Source organism: Pseudomonas sp. GW823-FHT03E05, assembly GCF_058796855.1.
On sequence record NZ_JBXAJB010000001.1, the window covers coordinates 226034 to 243591 of the forward strand.

The window sequence follows — 17558 nt, forward strand, 5'->3', positions numbered from 1 at the left end:
TTAAGGCAGCAAGCTCTTCACGTTGATCGGCTCGGCTTCATTCTGCGCGGAGCCTTTTGGCTTACCGGCAATGGCCATACCTGCAACACGATAGAAGTTGTAATCAGGGTTCTTTCCGGGACCGGAGATCAGCAGATCTTCTTTCTCGTAAACCAGGTCCTGACGTTTGAACTCGGCCATCTCGAAATCCGGTGTCAGCTGGATCGCGGTGGTCGGGCAGGCTTCCTCGCAGAGGCCGCAGAAAATGCAGCGCGAGAAGTTGATGCGGAAGAAGTCCGGGTACCAGCGACCGTCTTCGGTTTCAGCTTTCTGCAGCGAGATGCAACCCACGGGGCAGGCCACGGCGCACAGGTTGCAGGCTACGCAACGCTCTTCGCCATCGGGGTCGCGGGTCAGGACGATGCGGCCACGGTAGCGTGGAGGCAGGTAGACCGGCTCTTCCGGGTATTGCAAGGTGTCGCGCTTGCGAAAGCCATGGCCGAAGACCATGACCAGGCTGCGCAACTGGGTACCAGTACCCTTAACGATGTCGCCAATATATTTGAACATGGGTCAAATCCTCACTGAACCGCAACCGCAGGTGTGTTCCACAACACAACCGCAGCGGTTATCAGCAAATTGATCAGGGTCAGTGGCAGGCAGAATTTCCAGCTGAAGTCCATCACCTGGTCATAACGCGGACGCGGGATGGAAGCGCGCAGCAGGATGAACAGCATGATGAAGAACGCGGTCTTCAGTGCGAACCAGACGAAGGACAGTTGCGGCAGGATGCCGAACGGACCGTGCCAGCCACCGAAGAACAGGGTGACCAGCAGCGCCGAGATCAGGATGATGCCGATGTATTCACCGACGAAGAACATGCCCCATTTCATACCGGCGTATTCAATGTGGTAGCCGTCGGCCAGTTCCTGCTCCGCTTCCGGCTGGTCGAAGGGGTGACGGTGAGTCACGGCCACGCCAGCGATGAAGAAGGTACAGAAGCCGAAGAACTGCGGAATGATGAACCACAGGTTCTGCGCCTGGTACTCGACGATGTCACGCATGTTGAACGAGCCGACCTGTACCACGATGCCCATCAGGGCCAGGCCCATGAACACTTCGTAGGACACGGTCTGCGCCGAGGCACGCAAGCTGCCGAGCAGGGCGAACTTGTTGTTGCTCGACCAGCCGGCGAACAGTACCGCGTAGACCGACAGACCGGCCATGGCGAAGAAGAACAGCAGGCCGATGTTCAGATCCGCCACGCCCCAGGTCGGGGTGATCGGGATGATCGCGAAGGCGATCAGCAGGGCGGACATGGCCACCACCGGTGCCAGGGTGAAGATCACCTTGTCGGCAAACGGTGGAGTCCAGTCTTCCTTGAAGAACATCTTCAGCATGTCGGCTGCGATCTGGAACATGCCGAACGGGCCAACACGGTTCGGACCGTAACGGTCCTGCCACCAGCCCAGCAGGCGACGTTCGACGAAGCTCAGCAGCGCACCGGCGATCACTACGGCCAGCAGGATGACGATGGCCTTGACGACCGTCAGGATCACGTCGATCACTTCAGGGGTAAACCAACTCATTGTGCCGCCTCCTGCAGACCATCAACGGAAATGCCTGCGATTGCCGGAGGAATACCCGCCAGGCCGGCAGGCAGGCCCACCAGGCCAGCACCCAGCTCTTCGTTGATGCGCAGCGGCAGACGCAGGGTCTGGCCAGCCACGTTCACCGCGAGCAGGACACCGTCGTTGACACCCAGGCGATCCGCTTCGGATTTGGCCAGAGCAACGTACGGAGCCGGGATGCGCTCCTGCACCGGAGCGGCTTTCGAAGAGTTTTCCTCGCTGCCGAACAGGTGGTAGAACGGCACGGCCTGCCAGGTGCCCGGGGCCGGGGAGAAGGCTCGCGGCACGCTGGCGAACCAGTTGAGGCGGTCGCCCTGGGTTTCGATCAGGCGAGTGCCCGGGTCACCGGCGCGCAGGTGGCCACCGACTTCGTCCTGGAACTTGTTCCAGGCCTGTGGCGAGTTCCAGCCCGGCGACCAGGCGAACGGCACTTGCGAGCGCGGTTCGGCGGAGCCCGAGTAACCTTCCATGGAGTAGGCGAAGGCGGTATCCGGGTCTTGCGAGGTACGTGGCTCGTGCACGCTCTGGTTGGCGCGCATGGCGGTACGGCCACTGTAGCGCAGCGGTTCGCGAGCCAGTTTCAGGCCCTTGATGCGGAACGCGGCGGATGGCGCGGCGTCAACGATGCTGGCCAGTTGCGGGGTGCTCGCGGCGCAGGCAGCGGTCACGTGGTCCAGTTGGGTCCAGTCCACCGGCTTGTTCAGCAGGGTGCTGCGCAGGGCGTGCAGCCAGCGCCAGCCTTCGTGGACCATGATGCTGGCGTCCAGGTAGGTCGGATCGAAGACCTGGAAGAAGCGCTGGGCGCGACCTTCCTGGCTGACCAGGGTGCCGTCGCCTTCGGCGAAGCTGGCCGCCGACAGCACCAGGTGCGCGCGCTCGACGGTAGCGGTTTGTTGATGATCGGCAACGATCACCACCTTCGCCGCGTTCAGCGCTGCATCCACCTTGGCCGCGTCGGTGCGGGTGTACAGGTCGTTTTCCAGTACCACGATGGCGTCGGCACGGCCGTCGATCACCGCCTGCAGGGCGGCGTCCACGGATTCGCCGCCGAGCATGGCCAGGCCGAGGCTGTTGGCCTCTGGCACCACCAGGCTGATGGAGCCGGCTTTCTCGCGTTGCTTCAGGGCCTTGGCAATGTTGGCCGCGGCTTCGATCAGCGCCTTGGAGCCCAGGGAGGTACCGGAAATGATCAGTGGACGCTTGGCTGCCAGCAGGGCATCGGCGATGCGCTTGGCCAGTTCCAGGGCTTCGCTGTCCAGGCCTTCCACGGCAGGGGCGCTGGCGTCGATGGCATGGGCCACGGCGAAACCGATGCGCGCCAGGTCGTCTGGAGCGGCGTGTACACACTCCTCGGCCACGTCGTCGAGCTTGGTTTCAGCCAGGCTGGCGATGAACAGCGGGTTCAGCGCGTGCTGGCCGATGTTCTTCACCGCAGCGTCGAGCCAAGGCTGGACGCGCATGGCATCGGCCATTTCCTCGGCCTTGCCCTTGACCGACTGGCGCAGGGCCAGGGCCATGCGTGCGGCGGTCTGGGTCAGGTCTTCACCGAGAACGAAGACGGCGTCGTGGTCTTCGATGTCGCGCATGTTCGGGACCGGCAGCGGGCTGTCGTTCAGAACCTGCAGAACCAGGCGGATGCGCTCCAGCTCGGAGGCTTCGATACCGGAGTAGAAGTGCTCGGCACCTACCAGCTCACGCAGCGCGTAGTTGCTTTCCAGGCTGGCGCGGGGCGAACCGATACCGACGATGTTACGGCCGCGCAGCAGGTCTGCGGCCTGATCCAGTGCCTGGTCCAGGGTCAGCTTGGTGCCATCGGCCAGGCGTGGCTGGCGTGGACGGTCCTTGCGGTTGACGTAGCCATAGCCGAAGCGGCCGCGGTCGCAGAGGAAATACTGGTTCACCGAACCGTTGTAGCGGTTCTCGATGCGGCGCAGCTCGCCGTAGCGCTCGCCCGGGGAGATGTTGCAACCGCTGGAGCAGCCATGGCAGATGCTCGGCGAGAACTGCATGTCCCACTTGCGGTTGTAGCGCTCGGAGTGAGTCTTGTCGGTGAACACACCGGTCGGGCAGACCTCGGTGAGGTTGCCGGAGAACTCGCTTTCCAGGGTGCCGTCTTCCACGCGACCGAAGTACACGTTGTCGTGGGCGCCGTAGACGCCCAGGTCGGTGCCGCCGGCGTAGTCCTTGTAGAAGCGCACGCAGCGATAGCAGGCGATGCAGCGGTTCATCTCGTGGGAAATGAACGGGCCGAGGTCCTGGTTCTGGTGGGTACGCTTGGTGAAGCGATAACGGCGCTCGTTGTGGCCGGTCATCACCGTCATGTCCTGCAGGTGGCAGTGACCGCCTTCCTCACAGACCGGGCAGTCGTGGGGATGGTTGGTCATCAGCCACTCGACGACACTGGCGCGGAACGCCTTGGATTCTTCATCGTCGATGGAGATCCAGGTGTTGTCGGTGGCCGGGGTCATGCAGGACATGACGATACGACCACGGGTGTCGTTCTCGTCGGTGTACTGCTTGACCGCGCACTGGCGACAGGCACCGACGCTACCGAGAGCGGGATGCCAGCAGAAATAAGGGATGTCGAGGCCTAGTGACAGACAAGCCTGTAACAGGTTGTCCGCCCCATCGACTTCGAGCGCTTTGCCGTCTACGTGGATAGTGGCCATGGTTCAAAGTTCTTCGTTGGCCCGGTGTCAGCGGGCGTGGCTAATGGAATCTTGTTATGCGTGCGAATCAACACAGCCGTTCACGGCGTCATCGCACGTCGAGCGCAGGGCACGGGCCCGGCGCCCTCATTTAAGCGTTACGCGCCGACTACGATCGGTCGGGCCAGAGGCGGGACGGCGGCGCTGGTGGGCGCGATGCCGGCTTCGAACTCTGGACGGAAATACTTGATGGCGCTGCCCAAAGGCTCCACGGCACCCGGTGCGTGAGCACAGAAGGTCTTGCCCGGGCCGAGGAAACCCACCAGGCCCAGCAGGGTCTCGATGTCCCCTTGCTGGCCCTGGCCTTTTTCCAGGGCCATCAGCAGCTTGACGCTCCAGGGCAGGCCGTCGCGGCACGGTGTGCAGAAGCCGCAGGACTCGCGGGCGAAGAACTGCTCCATGTTGCGCAGCAGGGACACCATGTTGATGCTGTCGTCCACCGCCATGGCCAGGCCGGTACCCATGCGGGTGCCCACTTTGGCGATGCCGCCGGCATACATCTGGGCGTCCAGGTGCTCGGGCAACAGGAAGCCGGTACCGGCGCCGCCTGGCTGCCAGCATTTGAGCTTGAAGCCGTCGCGCATGCCGCCGGCGTAGTCTTCGAACAGCTCGCGCGCGGTCACGCCGAAGGGTAGCTCCCACAGGCCGGGGTTCTTCACTTTGCCGGAGAAGCCCATCAGCTTGGTGCCGTGGTCTTCGCTGCCTTCGCGGGCCAGGGATTTGTACCATTCCACGCCGTCGCCGATGATCGCCGGCACGTTGCACAGGGTCTCGACGTTGTTCACGCAGGTCGGCTTGCCCCACACGCCCACGGCGGCAGGGAAGGGCGGCTTGGAGCGCGGGTTGGCGCGACGGCCTTCCAGGGAGTTGATCAGTGCGGTTTCTTCACCGCAGATGTAACGCCCGGCGCCGGTGTGGACGAACAGCTCGAAATCGAAGCCGCTGCCCAGGATGTTCTTGCCCAGAAGGCCTGCGGCCTTGGCTTCTTCCACGGCACGACGCAGGTGCTTGGCGGCGGTGGTGTACTCGCCCCGCAGAAAGATGTAGCCGCGGTAGGTCTTGAGTGCGCGAGCACTGATCAGCATGCCTTCGATCAGCAGATGGGGCAGTTGCTCCATCAGCATGCGGTCTTTCCAGGTGTTGGGCTCCATTTCGTCCGCGTTGCACAGCAGGTAGCGGATGTTCATGGATTCGTCTTTGGGCATCAGGCCCCACTTCACACCGGTGGGGAAGCCCGCACCGCCGCGACCCTTGAGGCCGGCATCCTTGACGGTCTGCACGATGTCGTCCTGGGACAGGTCGGCGAAGGCCTTGCGGGCCGCCGCGTAACCGTTCTTGGCCTGGTACTCGTCGAACCAGACCGGCTCGCCGTCGTCGCGCAGGCGCCAGGTCAGGGGATGGGTTTCTGCGGTGCGCGCAATGCGGTTCGCAGGACCGAAAGAGGTCAGGGTCATACGTAGCCCTCCAACAGTTTGGCCACGCCAGCAGGCTGCACGTCGCCGAAAGTGTCGTCGTCGATCATCAGCGCCGGTGCCTTGTCGCAGTTGCCCAGGCAGCACACCGGCAGCAGGGTGAAGCGGCCGTCGGCGGTGGTCTGGCCGAGGCCGATGCCCAGCTCGCTCTGGATCTGGCTGACCACGGACTCGTGGCCGCCGATGTAGCAGACCATGCTGTCGCAGACGCGAATGATGTGGCGGCCCACTGGCTGGCGGAAGATCTGGCTGTAGAACGTCGCCACGCCTTCAACGTCGCTGGCAGGAATGCCGAGGATCTCGCCGATGGCGTAGACGGCGCCGTCAGGCACCCAGCCACGTTCCTTCTGGACGATCTTCAGGGCTTCGATGGACGCCGCGCGCGGGTCCTCGTAGTGATGCATCTCGTGCTCGATGGCCGAGCGCTCGGTTTCGCTCAGGGCGAAACGGTCTGTCTGGATAAGCGTGCTGTTCATGCTTAGCGGTCCACGTCGGCCATAACGAAGTCGATACTACCCAGGTACGCGATCAAGTCCGCGACCATGCTGCCGCGGATCACCGAAGGGATCTGCTGCAGGTGGGCGAAGCTTGGAGTACGGATCCGGGTGCGGTAGCTCATGGTGCCGCCATCGCTCGTCAGGTAATAACTGTTGATGCCCTTGGTCGCTTCGATCATCTGGAAGGATTCGTTGGCCGGCATCACCGGGCCCCACGAAACTTGCAGGAAGTGCGTGATCAAGGTTTCGATGTGCTGCAGGGTGCGCTCTTTGGGTGGCGGCGTGGTCAGCGGGTGATCCGCCTTGTACGGGCCTTCCGGCATGTTGCGCAGGCACTGGTCGATGATCTTGATGCTCTGGCGCATTTCCTCGACGCGAACCATGCAGCGGTCATAGGCGTCGCCGTTGGCGGCCAGCGGGACTTCGAACTCGAAGTTCTCGTAGCCGGAGTACGGACGGGCCTTGCGCAGGTCGAAATCGCAACCGGTGGAGCGCAGGCCGGCACCGGTGACGCCCCACTCCAGGGCTTCCTTGGTGTTGTAGGCGGCAACGCCGATAGTCCGGCCCTTCAGGATGCTGTTCTGCAGGGCAGCCTTGGTGTATTCGTCGAGGCGCTTGGGCAGCCATTCGACGAAGTCCTTGACCAGCTTCTCCCAGCCACGCGGCAGGTCGTGGGCGACGCCGCCGATGCGGTACCAGGCCGGGTGCAGGCGGAAGCCGGTGATGGCTTCGATCACGGTGTAGGCGCGCTGACGGTCGGTGAAGGTGAAGAACACCGGGGTCATGGCGCCGACGTCCTGGATGTAGGTACCCAGGAACAGCAGGTGGCTGGTGATCCGGAAGAACTCGGCCATCATGATGCGGATGACGTCGACCTTCTCCGGCACCTTGATGCCGGCCAGTTTCTCGACCGAAAGCACGTACGGCAGGTTGTTCATCACCCCGCCGAGGTAGTCGATACGGTCAGTGTAAGGGATGAAGCTGTGCCAGGACTGACGCTCGGCCATCTTCTCGGCACCACGGTGGTGGTAGCCGATGTCCGGTACGCAGTCGACGATCTCTTCACCGTCCAGCTGCAGGATGATGCGGAAGGCACCGTGGGCCGAAGGGTGGTTCGGGCCCAGGTTGAGGAACATGTAGTCCTCGTTGGCACCGGAACGCTTCATGCCCCAGTCTTCCGGACGGAAGCGCGCGGCTTCTTCTTCCAGCTGCTGCTTGGCCAGGTTAAGGCTGAACGGGTCGAACTCGGTGGCGCGGGCCGGGAAGTCCTTGCGTAGCGGGTGACCTTCCCAGGTCGGCGGCATCATGATGCGCGAGAGGTGAGGGTGACCGGCAAAGTCGATGCCGAACATGTCCCAGACTTCACGCTCGTACCAGTTGGCGTTAGGCCAGATACCGGTCACGGTGGGCAGGCTGAGGTCGCCTTCGGACAGGGCCACCTTGATCATCACGTCGCTGTTACGTTCGATCGACAGCAAGTGGTAGAACACGCTGAAGTCGGCACCTGGCAGACCCTGGCGCTTGGTGCGCAGGCGCTCGTCCACGCCGTGCAGGTCATAGAGCATGACGTACGGCTTGGGCAGGTTGCGCAGGAAAGTCAGGATTTCAACGAGTTTGGAGCGCGTAACCCACAGCACCGGCATGCCGGTGCGGGTGGCTTGGGCGGTGAACGCCTCAGGGCCAAAACGGTTATTGAGTTCGACGACCACATCCTGGTCGTCAGCCTTATAAGGCGGGATGTACAGAGCACTGCCTGTAGTCATGGTTTTTTATCGCTTTCGGTCAACGTAAAGAGTGAAGCCAGGTTCGTTTCTTTGTAAGAACAGAACTGGATCAGACTTCGTCAGGGCTGCGCAGGTTGGTGACCTGTATACGCTGTTCGCGGCGCTGTTCCTTTTGCGACGGCATCTCGGCGCGATACACGCCTTGGTCGCCGACGACCCAGGAAAGTGGGCGACGCTCCTGGCCAATGGATTCCTGCAAGAGCATCAGGCCTTGCAGGAACGCTTCGGGGCGGGGCGGGCAGCCAGGTACGTAGACGTCCACGGGCAGGAACTTGTCCACCCCCTGGACTACCGAGTAGATGTCGTACATGCCGCCGGAGTTGGCGCACGAACCCATGGAGATAACCCATTTCGGCTCGAGCATTTGCTCATAGAGACGCTGGATGATCGGCGCCATCTTGATGAAGCAGGTCCCGGCGATAACCATGAAGTCCGCCTGACGCGGCGATGCCCGGATAACCTCGGCGCCAAAGCGCGCGATGTCGTGGGGCGCCGTGAAGGCGGTGGTCATTTCCACGTAGCAGCAGGACAGGCCGAAGTTGTACGGCCACAGGGAGTTCTTACGCCCCCAGTTGACCGCGCCGCTCAGCACGTCTTCCAGCTTGCCCATGAAGATGTTTTTGTGGACCTGATCCTCTAACGGATCGGAAACGGTTTCCCGTTCGCCGATCGGGTACTGATCGTTAGGAGCATCGGGGTCGATCCGGGTGAGATTGTATTGCATCGCCAAAGCCTCATTGTTTTAGCTTCGCCTGCCGCTTACGACGACCTTCCGGAGCCCAGTCAAGAGCCCCCACCCGCCAAAGGTAGACAAGACCTGCCAACAGAATTGCTATGAAAACGAGAGCTTCGACGAATCCGGTCCAGCCGCTTTCGCGGACGGACACAGACCAGGCAAAGAGAAAGAGGGCTTCGATATCGAAGATCACGAAGAGCATCGCGACCAGATAGAATTTGGCTGAGAGCCGCAAGCGGGCGCCACCGGTAGGTAGCATGCCGGACTCGAACGGTTCGTTTTTGCTGCGGCCCCAGGCTTTTGACCCGAGGAGGCTGGAGACGCCGAGCATGAAGGCGCAAAGGCCGACAACGCCCAGAAGGAAAATGGCAAAGCCCCAGTTGTGGGCCATGAGTCCTGTCGCTTCGGGCATGCTGGTAATCCTTAACAGAGAGCAAGAGTCTCTGAGCTTGATAAAGAAATAAAGCAGTGACGATATGTCGCAGCGCAATCAATCGCGCTGATTTTATGGCTAAACACCGGGCAAGTAAAATTTCTAAAGCGAAATTGTTTATCGTAATAAGGACATAGCTCACCCCGGTAGCCCCGTAAGCCGCGGCCTGCGGGCATTAGGGGAGGTTTTGTTAATTATGTTTTGTAGCTGCTGTAACGAAAGTTACAACCGCTAAATGATAATCAATATTGTTTGGAGGCTGTTTTAATCTGCTTTCCTTCGGGGTGTGGGAAAGTTGCTTGTTATATCCCTGTTACTGCAAGTAGCAGGGGCGCACCTTTTAACCTCTTTCGCCCTTGCTAACACCGTCCTGGATCAATGTTTGGCCAGCTTTTTTGCAGGGGCGGGCATGCCGAGGCTTTTGAGGAGGGCGCGCAGGGTAGAGGTTCGCCGGCAAGCCGGCTCCTACAGGAGGGGGGCAAAAAAAACGCCCCGAACCAGTCGGGGCGTCAGCTGTACAGCAATGCAGTTGTTTTTACCGGGTCTGCATTGGCCGCTCGATCAAGCCGTGAGGCCTAAATCAGTGGAACTGTTCTTCTTCGGTGGAGCCGGTCAGCGCGGTTACCGAGGACGAGCCACCCTGGATCACGGTGGTCATGTCGTCGAAGTAGCCGGTGCCCACTTCCTGCTGGTGAGCCACGAAGGTGTAGCCCTTGGCGGCGTCAGCGAACTCTTGCTCTTGCAGTTTCACGTAGGCGGTCATGTCGTTGCGGGCGTAGTCGTGCGCCAGGTTGAACATGCTGTGCCACATGTTGTGGATGCCGGCCAGGGTGATGAACTGGTGCTTGTAGCCCATGGCGGACAGTTCGCGCTGGAACTTGGCGATGGTCGCGTCGTCCAGGTTCTTCTTCCAGTTGAAGGAAGGCGAGCAGTTGTACGACAGGATCTGGTCCGGGTATTCCTTCTTGATCGCCTCGGCGAAGCGACGGGCTTCGTCCAGGTCCGGCTTGGCGGTTTCGCACCAGATCAGGTCGGCGTACGGAGCGTAAGCCAGGCCGCGGGCGATTGCCTGGTCCAGGCCGGCTTTCACTTTGTAGAAGCCTTCCTGGGTGCGGGTGCCAGTCACGAATGGCTGGTCGTACGGGTCGCAGTCCGAAGTCAGCAGGTCAGCGGCGTTGGCGTCGGTACGGGCCAGGATGATGGTCGGTACACCGGCAACGTCGGCCGCCAGACGGGCAGCGGTCAGCTTCTGTACGGCTTCCTGGGTTGGAACCAGTACCTTGCCGCCCATGTGGCCGCACTTCTTAACGGAAGCCAGTTGGTCTTCGAAGTGAACGCCGGCGGCGCCTGCTTCGATCATGCTCTTCATCAGCTCGTAGGCGTTCAGTACGCCGCCGAAACCGGCTTCAGCGTCGGCCACGATCGGTGCGAAGTAGTCGATGTAGCCGTCGTCGCCCGGGTTCTTGCCGGCTTTCCACTGGATCTGGTCGGCGCGACGGAACGAGTTGTTGATGCGCTTGACCACGGTTGGAACCGAGTCCACCGGGTACAGCGACTGGTCGGGGTACATGGATTCGGCGGAGTTGTTGTCCGCAGCCACTTGCCAGCCCGACAGGTAGATCGCCTGGATACCGGCTTTAACCTGTTGTACAGCCTGGCCGCCGGTCAGGGCGCCCATGCAGTTGACGAAATCTTTATCAGGACGGAAGGACGGCTTGGCACCTTGGGTGACCAGGTTCCAGAGCTTCTCGGCGCCCATGCGTGCCAGGGTGTGCTCGGGTTGAACCGAGCCACGCAGACGGACCACGTCGGCAGCGGAGTAGGTGCGAGTCACGCCTTTCCAGCGCGGGTTTTCAGCCCAGTCTTTTTCAAGGGCTGCAATTTGCTGTTCGCGTGTCAGTGCCATGGAGATAAACCTCGTCGCGTCTTGTGTAAAAAGTCGTTCTTGGTTGGAGAATTCCGGCTCCGCCGATCACGCGTCATAACGCTGCGTAAAAGGCTGCTCGCTGACCAGGAAGCTTATGGCGGTCAAGTCGGGTCTGGCGGGGATGGCGACGGGTGAACGATGGGCTCGAGGGGAAAGTGAGCAGGTGAAGGCGAGCTGCGGGGCGCATGCCGGCGTCGTGGGCCTTGGTGCGTTCCATCAGTGTGTTGCCGATCTACCTAATTACGCTTCCGTCCCTCGGGACAACTTCGTTCCAGTCGCAATCTCGTCAAACACACCTTGTGGGCGGTACAGACACGAATCGGCTCAGGTGGGTAGGTTAGAGCGGCGATCCGAAGGCCCTTGCCAGGGCCCCTGATTAGCGGGAGCGAGGCCATCATGCCCGCGGTTTTTTGGCTCGTCAAATGTTTTGTAGTGCTTTTTTTGTGGCACTACATCTTTGGTCTAATGCGACTAATCAGTCAGTTTTTGGTGCTTTAGTCCAAGGCATCGACCTTGACCCGCAAGGTCATGTCGTCCCGGCCTTGAGTCGAGTAGCTGCGGCCCGGGCCCTGTTTGTCGGCCTGGGTCTGGCGATTGACTCCGGCCAGGGTGATCCATTCGCCCAGGCGCCCACTGACAGTTGTGTCGGTGCTTTGCACGTTCACTACATCGGGACGTTCCTGGCTCATGCGGTCACGGTTGGTGCTGATGCTCAGGTGCACGGTTTCACCGGTAACGCTGGCGGTGACATAGAAGCCCTGAGTGACGTTGCGGTACTGGGTCTGGTTCTGCAGGCGCCCGTAGGGGTCGGTCTGGGTGGTGGTCAACGGCACGCTCTGGCCGACCTGGATCAGCGCTGGCACGCCTTCGCTGGCCTGGATCTGCTGGATACCGCCGTCGCGGCTCTCGGTGCTGCGGTTGATGATCCGCGTCTGCGGTACGCCGTTGACCGAATAGCCCTGGTTGTCCTGAAGGTTGTTTTCGTTGGTGTCGACGGTGATCAGCAGGCGTTTGGCCGCGGTGTCCAGTTGGGCGATAAAGGCTCGCAGTTCGGCGATCTTGCCCGGTTCGGCGTTGACGATCAGCTGGTTGCCATAGGCGCTGACCTTGCCGTCCTTGCCGAGGAAGTTCTGCGCCACCGGCAGCAGGTCGGCACTGGTGCGGTTGTTGAGGGGCACGATCTCGGTGGCGGCCATGACCGAACAGCTGAAGGTCAGCAGCAGCGTCGTGAGCAGGGTGCGTAGGGACATATCCGTTATCTCCGCGAGTAGCTGGCGTAAAGCCTTGAGTTTGACACTTTGTCGGCTTTGGGTGGGGCAAGTTGAATCGCGCACGGCAAAACGCCCCGGCATCCCGGTCTCCAGCTTAGTTGCCGGAGGAGGGATGGCGGGGCGTTTTGGCTGGCCGTTGCCGCGAGCGGCGTGTCGGTCAGGCGCCGCGAACCATGTCGACGTGGGGAATGCCCGCTTCGAGGAACTCCTCGCTGACGATGGAGAAGCCCAGGCGCTCATAGAACGCCGTGGCCTGGACCTGGGCGCTGAGCATCTGTTGCTTCAGGCCGCGCTTTTCGGCTTCATCGATCACCGCGCGCATCAGCGCGTCGCCAACCTTCAGGCCGCGCCAGTCCTTGAGCACCGAAACCCGGCCCACATGGCCGTCGGGCAGCAGGCGCGCGGTGCCGATGGGGAAGTCGCCCTCGAAGGCCAGGAAGTGCACGGCGCTGTCGTCGTCGGCATCCCACTCCAGTTCGGGCGGCACCGATTGCTCGGCAATGAATACGGCTTCACGGATGCGCCGGATCTCGGCGTTGTCCTTTTGCCAGTCTGCGACACGTACGTGAATCTTATTCATCGGCAAACCCCAGGCTCCCTTGCTTGACCAGTTCACACAACAGGCCGCGCCCATCGTCATCCGCCAGCCACTGGCCGAGGTTGTCGATATGCAAGGCATCGGCGGCGCAAATCATTTTCAGCAGTTCGCGCAGCTTACCGGGAAGCAGGCGGCTTTGGCCGCTGGCGAACAGTAGCAGGTCTTCATCCACTTCCGACCAGGCCAGGCGCGCGCTCGGGTTGCGGATCAGGATCGCGCCCTGTTCCAGGCTGCCCAGCAGGTCTTCTTCTTCCAGTTCGGGTCCGGTCACCAGTTCCGGGTAGCGTGGTTCGGTCATGAACTGGCCGAACCAGGTCAGCAGCAGGCGCTCGTCGCTCATGTGCTCGGCCAGCAGGCCCTTGAGCCGGTCGAGGGCGTCCTGCTGGATCTGGTGCGGGTCGCTGGCCGGCTGCACGTCGGCGTCGGTGTAGCGGTCTTCGTCCGGCAGGAACTGGCCGAGGAAATCGGTGAAGTGGGTCAGGACTTCGGCGGCGCTTGGGGCACGGAAACCGACCGAATAGGTCATGCAATCGTTCACCGCAACGCCATAGTGGGCCAGGCGCGGTGGCAGATAGAGCATGTCGCCGGGCTCCAGGACCCAGCTTTCGGTTTCTTCGAACTCGGCGAGGATGCGCAGGTCCGCGTGCTGCAGCAGCGGGCTCTCGGAGTCGCACATCTGGCCGATCTTCCAGTTGCGCTTACCAAAGCCTTGCAGCAGGAACACGTCGTAGTTGTCGAAGTGCGGACCGACGTTGCCGCCAGGCGCAGCGAAGCTGATCATCACGTCATCGATGCGCCAGCTCGGCAGGAAGCGGAAGTGCTCCAGCAACTCGGCGACTTCCGGGACGAACTGGTCCACGGCCTGGACCAGCAGGGTCCAGTCGCGTTCCGGCAGCTTGCTGAACTCGTCTTCGGCGAAGGGCCCGCGGCGCAGTTCCCATGGGCGCTCGCCGTTTTCGATCACCAGGCGCGATTCGACTTCTTCTTCCAGGGCCAGGCCGGCCAGTTCGTCAGGTTCGATCGGGCTTTCGAAGTCAGGCAGGGCCTGACGGATCAGCAGGGGTTTCTTCTGCCAGTAGTCACGCAGAAATTCCCGTGCAGTGATGCCGCCCAGAAGTTGAAGAGGAATATCAGGATTCATGTGTAACCTATTGAAAAAGTGTACTTTTCTAGCAGGAATAAAAACGCCCGGCGCGGCCGGGCGTCAAAAGGTCGAGCAATCGGTCAGATGCGCTTGGCCTGGGCTGCGGCATTACCGATGTAGCTGGCCGGGGTGAGCTGTTTCAGCTCGGCCTTGGCCGCGGCGGGCATGTCCAGCCCGTCGATGAAAGTCTGCAGCGCTTCTGGGCTGATGCCCTTGCCGCGCGTCAGTTCCTTGAGCTTTTCGTAGGGGTTTTCGATGTTGTAGCGGCGCATCACGGTCTGGATCGGCTCGGCCAGGACTTCCCAGCAGGCGTCCAGGTCTTCGGCGATTTTCTGGGCGTTGAGCTCCAGTTTGCTGATGCCCTTGAGGCTGGCCTCGTAGGCAATCACGCTGTGAGCAAAGCCCACGCCCAGGTTGCGCAATACGGTGGAGTCAGTCAGGTCGCGCTGCCAGCGGGAGATCGGCAGCTTGCTCGCCAGGTGCTGGAACAGGGCGTTGGCGATGCCCAGGTTGCCTTCGGAGTTTTCGAAGTCGATCGGGTTGACCTTGTGCGGCATGGTCGAGGAACCGATTTCGCCGGCGATGGTGCGCTGCTTGAAGTAGCCCAGGGAGATGTAGCCCCAGATATCGCGATCGAAGTCGATCAGGATGGTGTTGAAGCGCGCAATGGCGTCGAACAGCTCGGCGATGTAGTCGTGCGGCTCGATCTGCGTGGTGTAGGGGTTGAAGGCCAGGCCCAGTTCGTCTTCGATGAAGGCGCGGGCGTTGGCTTCCCAGTCGATGTCCGGGTAGGCCGAGAGGTGGGCGTTGTAGTTGCCTACGGCGCCGTTGATCTTGCCCAGCAGGGGCACGGCGGCGACCTGGGTGATCTGGCGCTCCAGGCGGTAAACGACGTTGGCCAGCTCCTTGCCCAGGGTGGTCGGCGAGGCCGGCTGGCCGTGGGTGCGCGAGAGCATCGGCACTTCGGCGAAACGGATCGCCAGCTCGCGGATGGCGTTGGCGGTCTGGCGCATCAGCGGCAGCATCACTTCATCACGGCCTTCGCGCAGCATCAGGGCGTGGGACAGGTTGTTGATGTCCTCGCTGGTGCAGGCGAAATGGATGAATTCACTGACGTTGGCCAGTTCAGGCAACTTGGCAGCTTGCTCCTTGAGCAGGTACTCGATGGCCTTGACGTCGTGGTTGGTGGTGCGCTCGATCTCTTTGACGCGCTCGGCGTGCTCCAGGGAGAAATTCTCTGCCAGGGCATTGAGCACGGCGTTGGCTTCGGCGGAGAACGCCGGCACTTCGCTGATGGCGCTGTGGGCGGCCAGGCGCTGGAGCCAGCGCACTTCAACGAGAACGCGAGCACGGATCAGGCCGTATTCGCTGAAAATGGGGCGCAGGGCCTGGGTTTTGCCGGCGTAGCGGCCGTCAACAGGGGAAACCGCAGTGAGCGAAGAGAGCTGCATGGGGTGTTCTCGGACAGTCGGGCAACGAAATGGGGCGCGTATCATACATGAAAATATCCGCCGGTCCGTTGCCAACTGACCAGCGTCTTACGCGCAGCTCTTGAAAAATCAGGCGCAGCTCAGCTGCTGCGCATCAACGGATAAAGCTCTTTGAGCAATTTGCGCCGGCTGATCACCAGTTGCCAGCGATGGCCGCCCAGCTGTCGCCACAGGCGTGCCGAGCGGATGCCGGCCAGCAGTAGGGCGCGGATCTTCGAGGCATTGCTGGGCTGCTGCAGGTTGCGCATGTCGCCGTGCACCTGAATGCGCTGGCGCAGGGTGCTCAGGGTGTCCTGGTACAGCCCGCCGCACGCGGCGATGACGTTTTCGTGGGCTGGACCGAAATGTTCTACCTGGGACTGGATCTGCGGCAGGCGTTTGCCGATGGTCTCCAGCAGGTCGTCGCGCTTGGCCAGCTGGCGCTCCAGGCCGAGCATCGACAAAGCGTAGCGCAGCGGTTCGCGCTGCAGGGTGCTGGGGTCGCGCTCCAGGGCGCCGATCAGGGCCCGGTAACCCTCGCGCAGGTTGATGTCGTCGCCGCCGTAGACTTCCAGGGTGTCTTTCGGGTCGCGGATCAGCAGGCTGCCGAGCATGCAGCTCAAGGCCGCTTCGCTGACCTGGCCGGTCTTGGCGATCCGGTCCACCAGCACAGCGGCCAGGAATACACCGCCCAGCGCCGTCAGTTGTTCCTGAATCGGGCTCATGGACGGGCGTCCTTGCTGCTCCAGGGTTCGGCCACTTCGATCACGCCGCCACCGAGGCAGATCTCGCCGTCGTAGAACACCACGGACTGGCCGGGAGTGACGGCGCGCTGTGGGTCGTCGAAGGTGGCGCGGTAGCCGTTGGCGGTCTTTTCCAGGGTGCAGGGCTGGTCGCTCTGGCGGTAGCGCACCTTGGCGGTCAGGCGTCGCGGCTGGCTCAGGTCGACGGGGTTGACCCAATAGATGTCGGAGGCCAGCAGGGCGCGGGAGAACAGCCAGGGGTGATCATTGCCCTGGCCCACGATCAGCTCGTTGTGCTCCAGGTCCTTGATCAGCACGTACCACGGCTCTTCGCCGGCGTCTTTCAGGCCGCCGATGCCCAGGCCCTGACGCTGGCCGATGGTGTGGTACATCAAGCCGTGATGGCGGCCGATGACTTCACCTTCGGTGGTCTTGATCTCGCCGGGCTGGGCCGGCAGGTATTGCTTGAGGAAGTCGCTGAAGCGCCGCTCACCGATAAAGCAGATGCCGGTGGAGTCTTTCTTCTTCGCCGTGGCCAGGTCGTGTTTTTCGGCAATGGCGCGCACTTCGGGCTTTTCCAGCTCGCCTACCGGGAACAGGGTCTTGGCGATCTGCTCGCCGCCAACGGCGTGGAGGAAGTAGCTCTGGTCCTTGTTCGGGTCCAGGCCCTTGAGCAGTTCGGTGCGGCCGTCGATGTCGCGGCGGCGCACATAGTGGCCGGTGGCGATCAGGTCGGCGCCGAGCATCATGGCGTAGTCGAGGAAGGCCTTGAACTTGATTTCGCGGTTGCAGAGGATATCCGGGTTCGGCGTGCGGCCGGCCTTGTATTCGGCCAGGAAGTGCTCGAACACGTTGTCCCAGTATTCGGCGGCGAAGTTGGCGGTGTGCAGCTTGATGCCAATCTTGTCGCACACGGCCTGGGCGTCGGCCAGGTCGTCCATGGCGGTGCAGTATTCGGTTCCGTCGTCTTCCTCCCAGTTCTTCATGAACAGGCCTTCCACCTGGTAACCCTGCTCCATCAGCAGGAGGGCGGAAACGGAAGAATCCACGCCGCCGGACATGCCGACAATGACGCGCTTCTTTTGGTTATCAGAAGGGGCTGGATCACGCATAGGAATTCAACGGGTGTCTTGAAAAAGGACGCGATTCTAACAGGCTGAGGCCTG

General features: G+C 62.0%; 15 protein-coding genes. All 15 read right to left on the bottom strand.

Annotated features, from left to right (window positions below):
• The 15 genes from nuoI to mnmA all read right to left on the bottom strand — a co-directional run bounded on the left by nuoI (nucleotide 1) and on the right by mnmA (nucleotide 17504).
• Entirely contained in the window at nucleotides 1-549 is a 549-nt protein-coding gene (gene nuoI, locus AC1RCO_RS00950; RefSeq protein WP_003223795.1) for an NADH-quinone oxidoreductase subunit NuoI, read from the bottom strand.
• Nucleotides 550-560: 11 nt separating this feature from the next.
• Nucleotides 561-1568 carry an NADH-quinone oxidoreductase subunit NuoH gene (gene nuoH / locus AC1RCO_RS00955; protein ID WP_011062191.1) on the bottom strand — a complete coding sequence of 336 codons (1008 nt, stop codon included), beginning with the start codon at nucleotides 1566-1568 and terminating at the stop codon, nucleotides 561-563.
• Nucleotides 1565-4279, bottom strand: coding sequence for an NADH-quinone oxidoreductase subunit NuoG (gene nuoG, locus AC1RCO_RS00960; RefSeq protein WP_492617233.1), 2715 nt, complete (start codon nucleotides 4277-4279; stop codon nucleotides 1565-1567). Before nuoG ends, nuoH begins: the two co-directional genes overlap by 4 nt.
• Before the next feature lie 137 nt (nucleotides 4280-4416).
• Nucleotides 4417-5772: an NADH-quinone oxidoreductase subunit NuoF gene (nuoF, locus tag AC1RCO_RS00965; RefSeq protein WP_011062189.1), complete on the bottom strand. Its 1356-nt coding sequence runs from the start codon at nucleotides 5770-5772 to the stop codon at nucleotides 4417-4419.
• Nucleotides 5769-6266: an NADH-quinone oxidoreductase subunit NuoE gene (gene nuoE / locus AC1RCO_RS00970; RefSeq protein ID WP_011062188.1), complete on the bottom strand. Its 498-nt coding sequence runs from the start codon at nucleotides 6264-6266 to the stop codon at nucleotides 5769-5771. The genes nuoF and nuoE overlap by 4 nt, the downstream gene beginning before the upstream one ends.
• A gap of 2 nt (nucleotides 6267-6268) precedes the next feature.
• A complete protein-coding gene (gene nuoC, locus AC1RCO_RS00975; RefSeq protein ID WP_492584113.1) occupies nucleotides 6269-8050 on the bottom strand; it encodes an NADH-quinone oxidoreductase subunit C/D in 1782 nt (593 codons plus the stop codon).
• 70 nt (nucleotides 8051-8120) lie between these two features.
• The gene (locus AC1RCO_RS00980) at nucleotides 8121-8795 is read right to left on the bottom strand and encodes a NuoB/complex I 20 kDa subunit family protein (RefSeq protein WP_011062186.1); all 675 of its coding nucleotides are present in this window, start codon (nucleotides 8793-8795) and stop codon (nucleotides 8121-8123) included.
• A 10-nt stretch (nucleotides 8796-8805) separates the two neighbouring features.
• Nucleotides 8806-9219, bottom strand: a complete 414-nt coding sequence (locus AC1RCO_RS00985) for an NADH-quinone oxidoreductase subunit A (RefSeq protein ID WP_011062185.1) — start codon at nucleotides 9217-9219, stop codon at nucleotides 8806-8808.
• Nucleotides 9220-9820: 601 nt separating this feature from the next.
• Entirely contained in the window at nucleotides 9821-11146 is a 1326-nt protein-coding gene (gene aceA / locus AC1RCO_RS00990; RefSeq protein WP_011062184.1) for an isocitrate lyase, read from the bottom strand.
• A 515-nt stretch (nucleotides 11147-11661) separates the two neighbouring features.
• Nucleotides 11662-12417, bottom strand: coding sequence for a secretin N-terminal domain-containing protein (locus AC1RCO_RS00995; RefSeq protein WP_011062183.1), 756 nt, complete (start codon nucleotides 12415-12417; stop codon nucleotides 11662-11664).
• A gap of 178 nt (nucleotides 12418-12595) precedes the next feature.
• Nucleotides 12596-13018 carry a GNAT family N-acetyltransferase gene (locus AC1RCO_RS01000; protein WP_011062182.1) on the bottom strand — a complete coding sequence of 141 codons (423 nt, stop codon included), beginning with the start codon at nucleotides 13016-13018 and terminating at the stop codon, nucleotides 12596-12598.
• A complete protein-coding gene (locus AC1RCO_RS01005) occupies nucleotides 13011-14177 on the bottom strand; it encodes a ribosomal protein uL16 3-hydroxylase (protein ID WP_015636294.1) in 1167 nt (388 codons plus the stop codon). The genes AC1RCO_RS01000 and AC1RCO_RS01005 overlap by 8 nt, the downstream gene beginning before the upstream one ends.
• Before the next feature lie 83 nt (nucleotides 14178-14260).
• A complete protein-coding gene (gene purB / locus AC1RCO_RS01010) occupies nucleotides 14261-15631 on the bottom strand; it encodes an adenylosuccinate lyase (protein WP_492617234.1) in 1371 nt (456 codons plus the stop codon).
• Nucleotides 15632-15750: 119 nt separating this feature from the next.
• Complete coding sequence (gene hflD / locus AC1RCO_RS01015) at nucleotides 15751-16374, bottom strand: high frequency lysogenization protein HflD (protein WP_011062179.1); 624 nt, start codon at nucleotides 16372-16374, stop codon at nucleotides 15751-15753.
• Nucleotides 16371-17504: a tRNA 2-thiouridine(34) synthase MnmA gene (gene mnmA / locus AC1RCO_RS01020; RefSeq protein ID WP_047287898.1), complete on the bottom strand. Its 1134-nt coding sequence runs from the start codon at nucleotides 17502-17504 to the stop codon at nucleotides 16371-16373. The genes hflD and mnmA overlap by 4 nt, the downstream gene beginning before the upstream one ends.
• Between the last annotated feature and the right edge of the window lie 54 nt (nucleotides 17505-17558).

Coding starts and splice junctions, on each gene's coding strand:
- AC1RCO_RS01005 (WP_015636294.1), bottom strand. CDS start 14,177: ATGAATCCTGATATTCCTCTTCAACTTCTGGGCGGCATCACTGCACGG.
- AC1RCO_RS00980 (WP_011062186.1), bottom strand. CDS start 8,795: ATGCAATACAATCTCACCCGGATCGACCCCGATGCTCCTAACGATCAG.
- nuoE (WP_011062188.1), bottom strand. CDS start 6,266: ATGAACAGCACGCTTATCCAGACAGACCGTTTCGCCCTGAGCGAAACC.
- nuoG (WP_492617233.1), bottom strand. CDS start 4,279: ATGGCCACTATCCACGTAGACGGCAAAGCGCTCGAAGTCGATGGGGCG.
- AC1RCO_RS00995 (WP_011062183.1), bottom strand. CDS start 12,417: ATGTCCCTACGCACCCTGCTCACGACGCTGCTGCTGACCTTCAGCTGT.
- aceA (WP_011062184.1), bottom strand. CDS start 11,146: ATGGCACTGACACGCGAACAGCAAATTGCAGCCCTTGAAAAAGACTGG.
- AC1RCO_RS01000 (WP_011062182.1), bottom strand. CDS start 13,018: ATGAATAAGATTCACGTACGTGTCGCAGACTGGCAAAAGGACAACGCC.
- nuoF (WP_011062189.1), bottom strand. CDS start 5,772: ATGACCCTGACCTCTTTCGGTCCTGCGAACCGCATTGCGCGCACCGCA.
- nuoC (WP_492584113.1), bottom strand. CDS start 8,050: ATGACTACAGGCAGTGCTCTGTACATCCCGCCTTATAAGGCTGACGAC.
- nuoI (WP_003223795.1), bottom strand. CDS start 549: ATGTTCAAATATATTGGCGACATCGTTAAGGGTACTGGTACCCAGTTG.
- hflD (WP_011062179.1), bottom strand. CDS start 16,374: ATGAGCCCGATTCAGGAACAACTGACGGCGCTGGGCGGTGTATTCCTG.
- nuoH (WP_011062191.1), bottom strand. CDS start 1,568: ATGAGTTGGTTTACCCCTGAAGTGATCGACGTGATCCTGACGGTCGTC.
- purB (WP_492617234.1), bottom strand. CDS start 15,631: ATGCAGCTCTCTTCGCTCACTGCGGTTTCCCCTGTTGACGGCCGCTAC.
- mnmA (WP_047287898.1), bottom strand. CDS start 17,504: ATGCGTGATCCAGCCCCTTCTGATAACCAAAAGAAGCGCGTCATTGTC.
- AC1RCO_RS00985 (WP_011062185.1), bottom strand. CDS start 9,219: ATGCCCGAAGCGACAGGACTCATGGCCCACAACTGGGGCTTTGCCATT.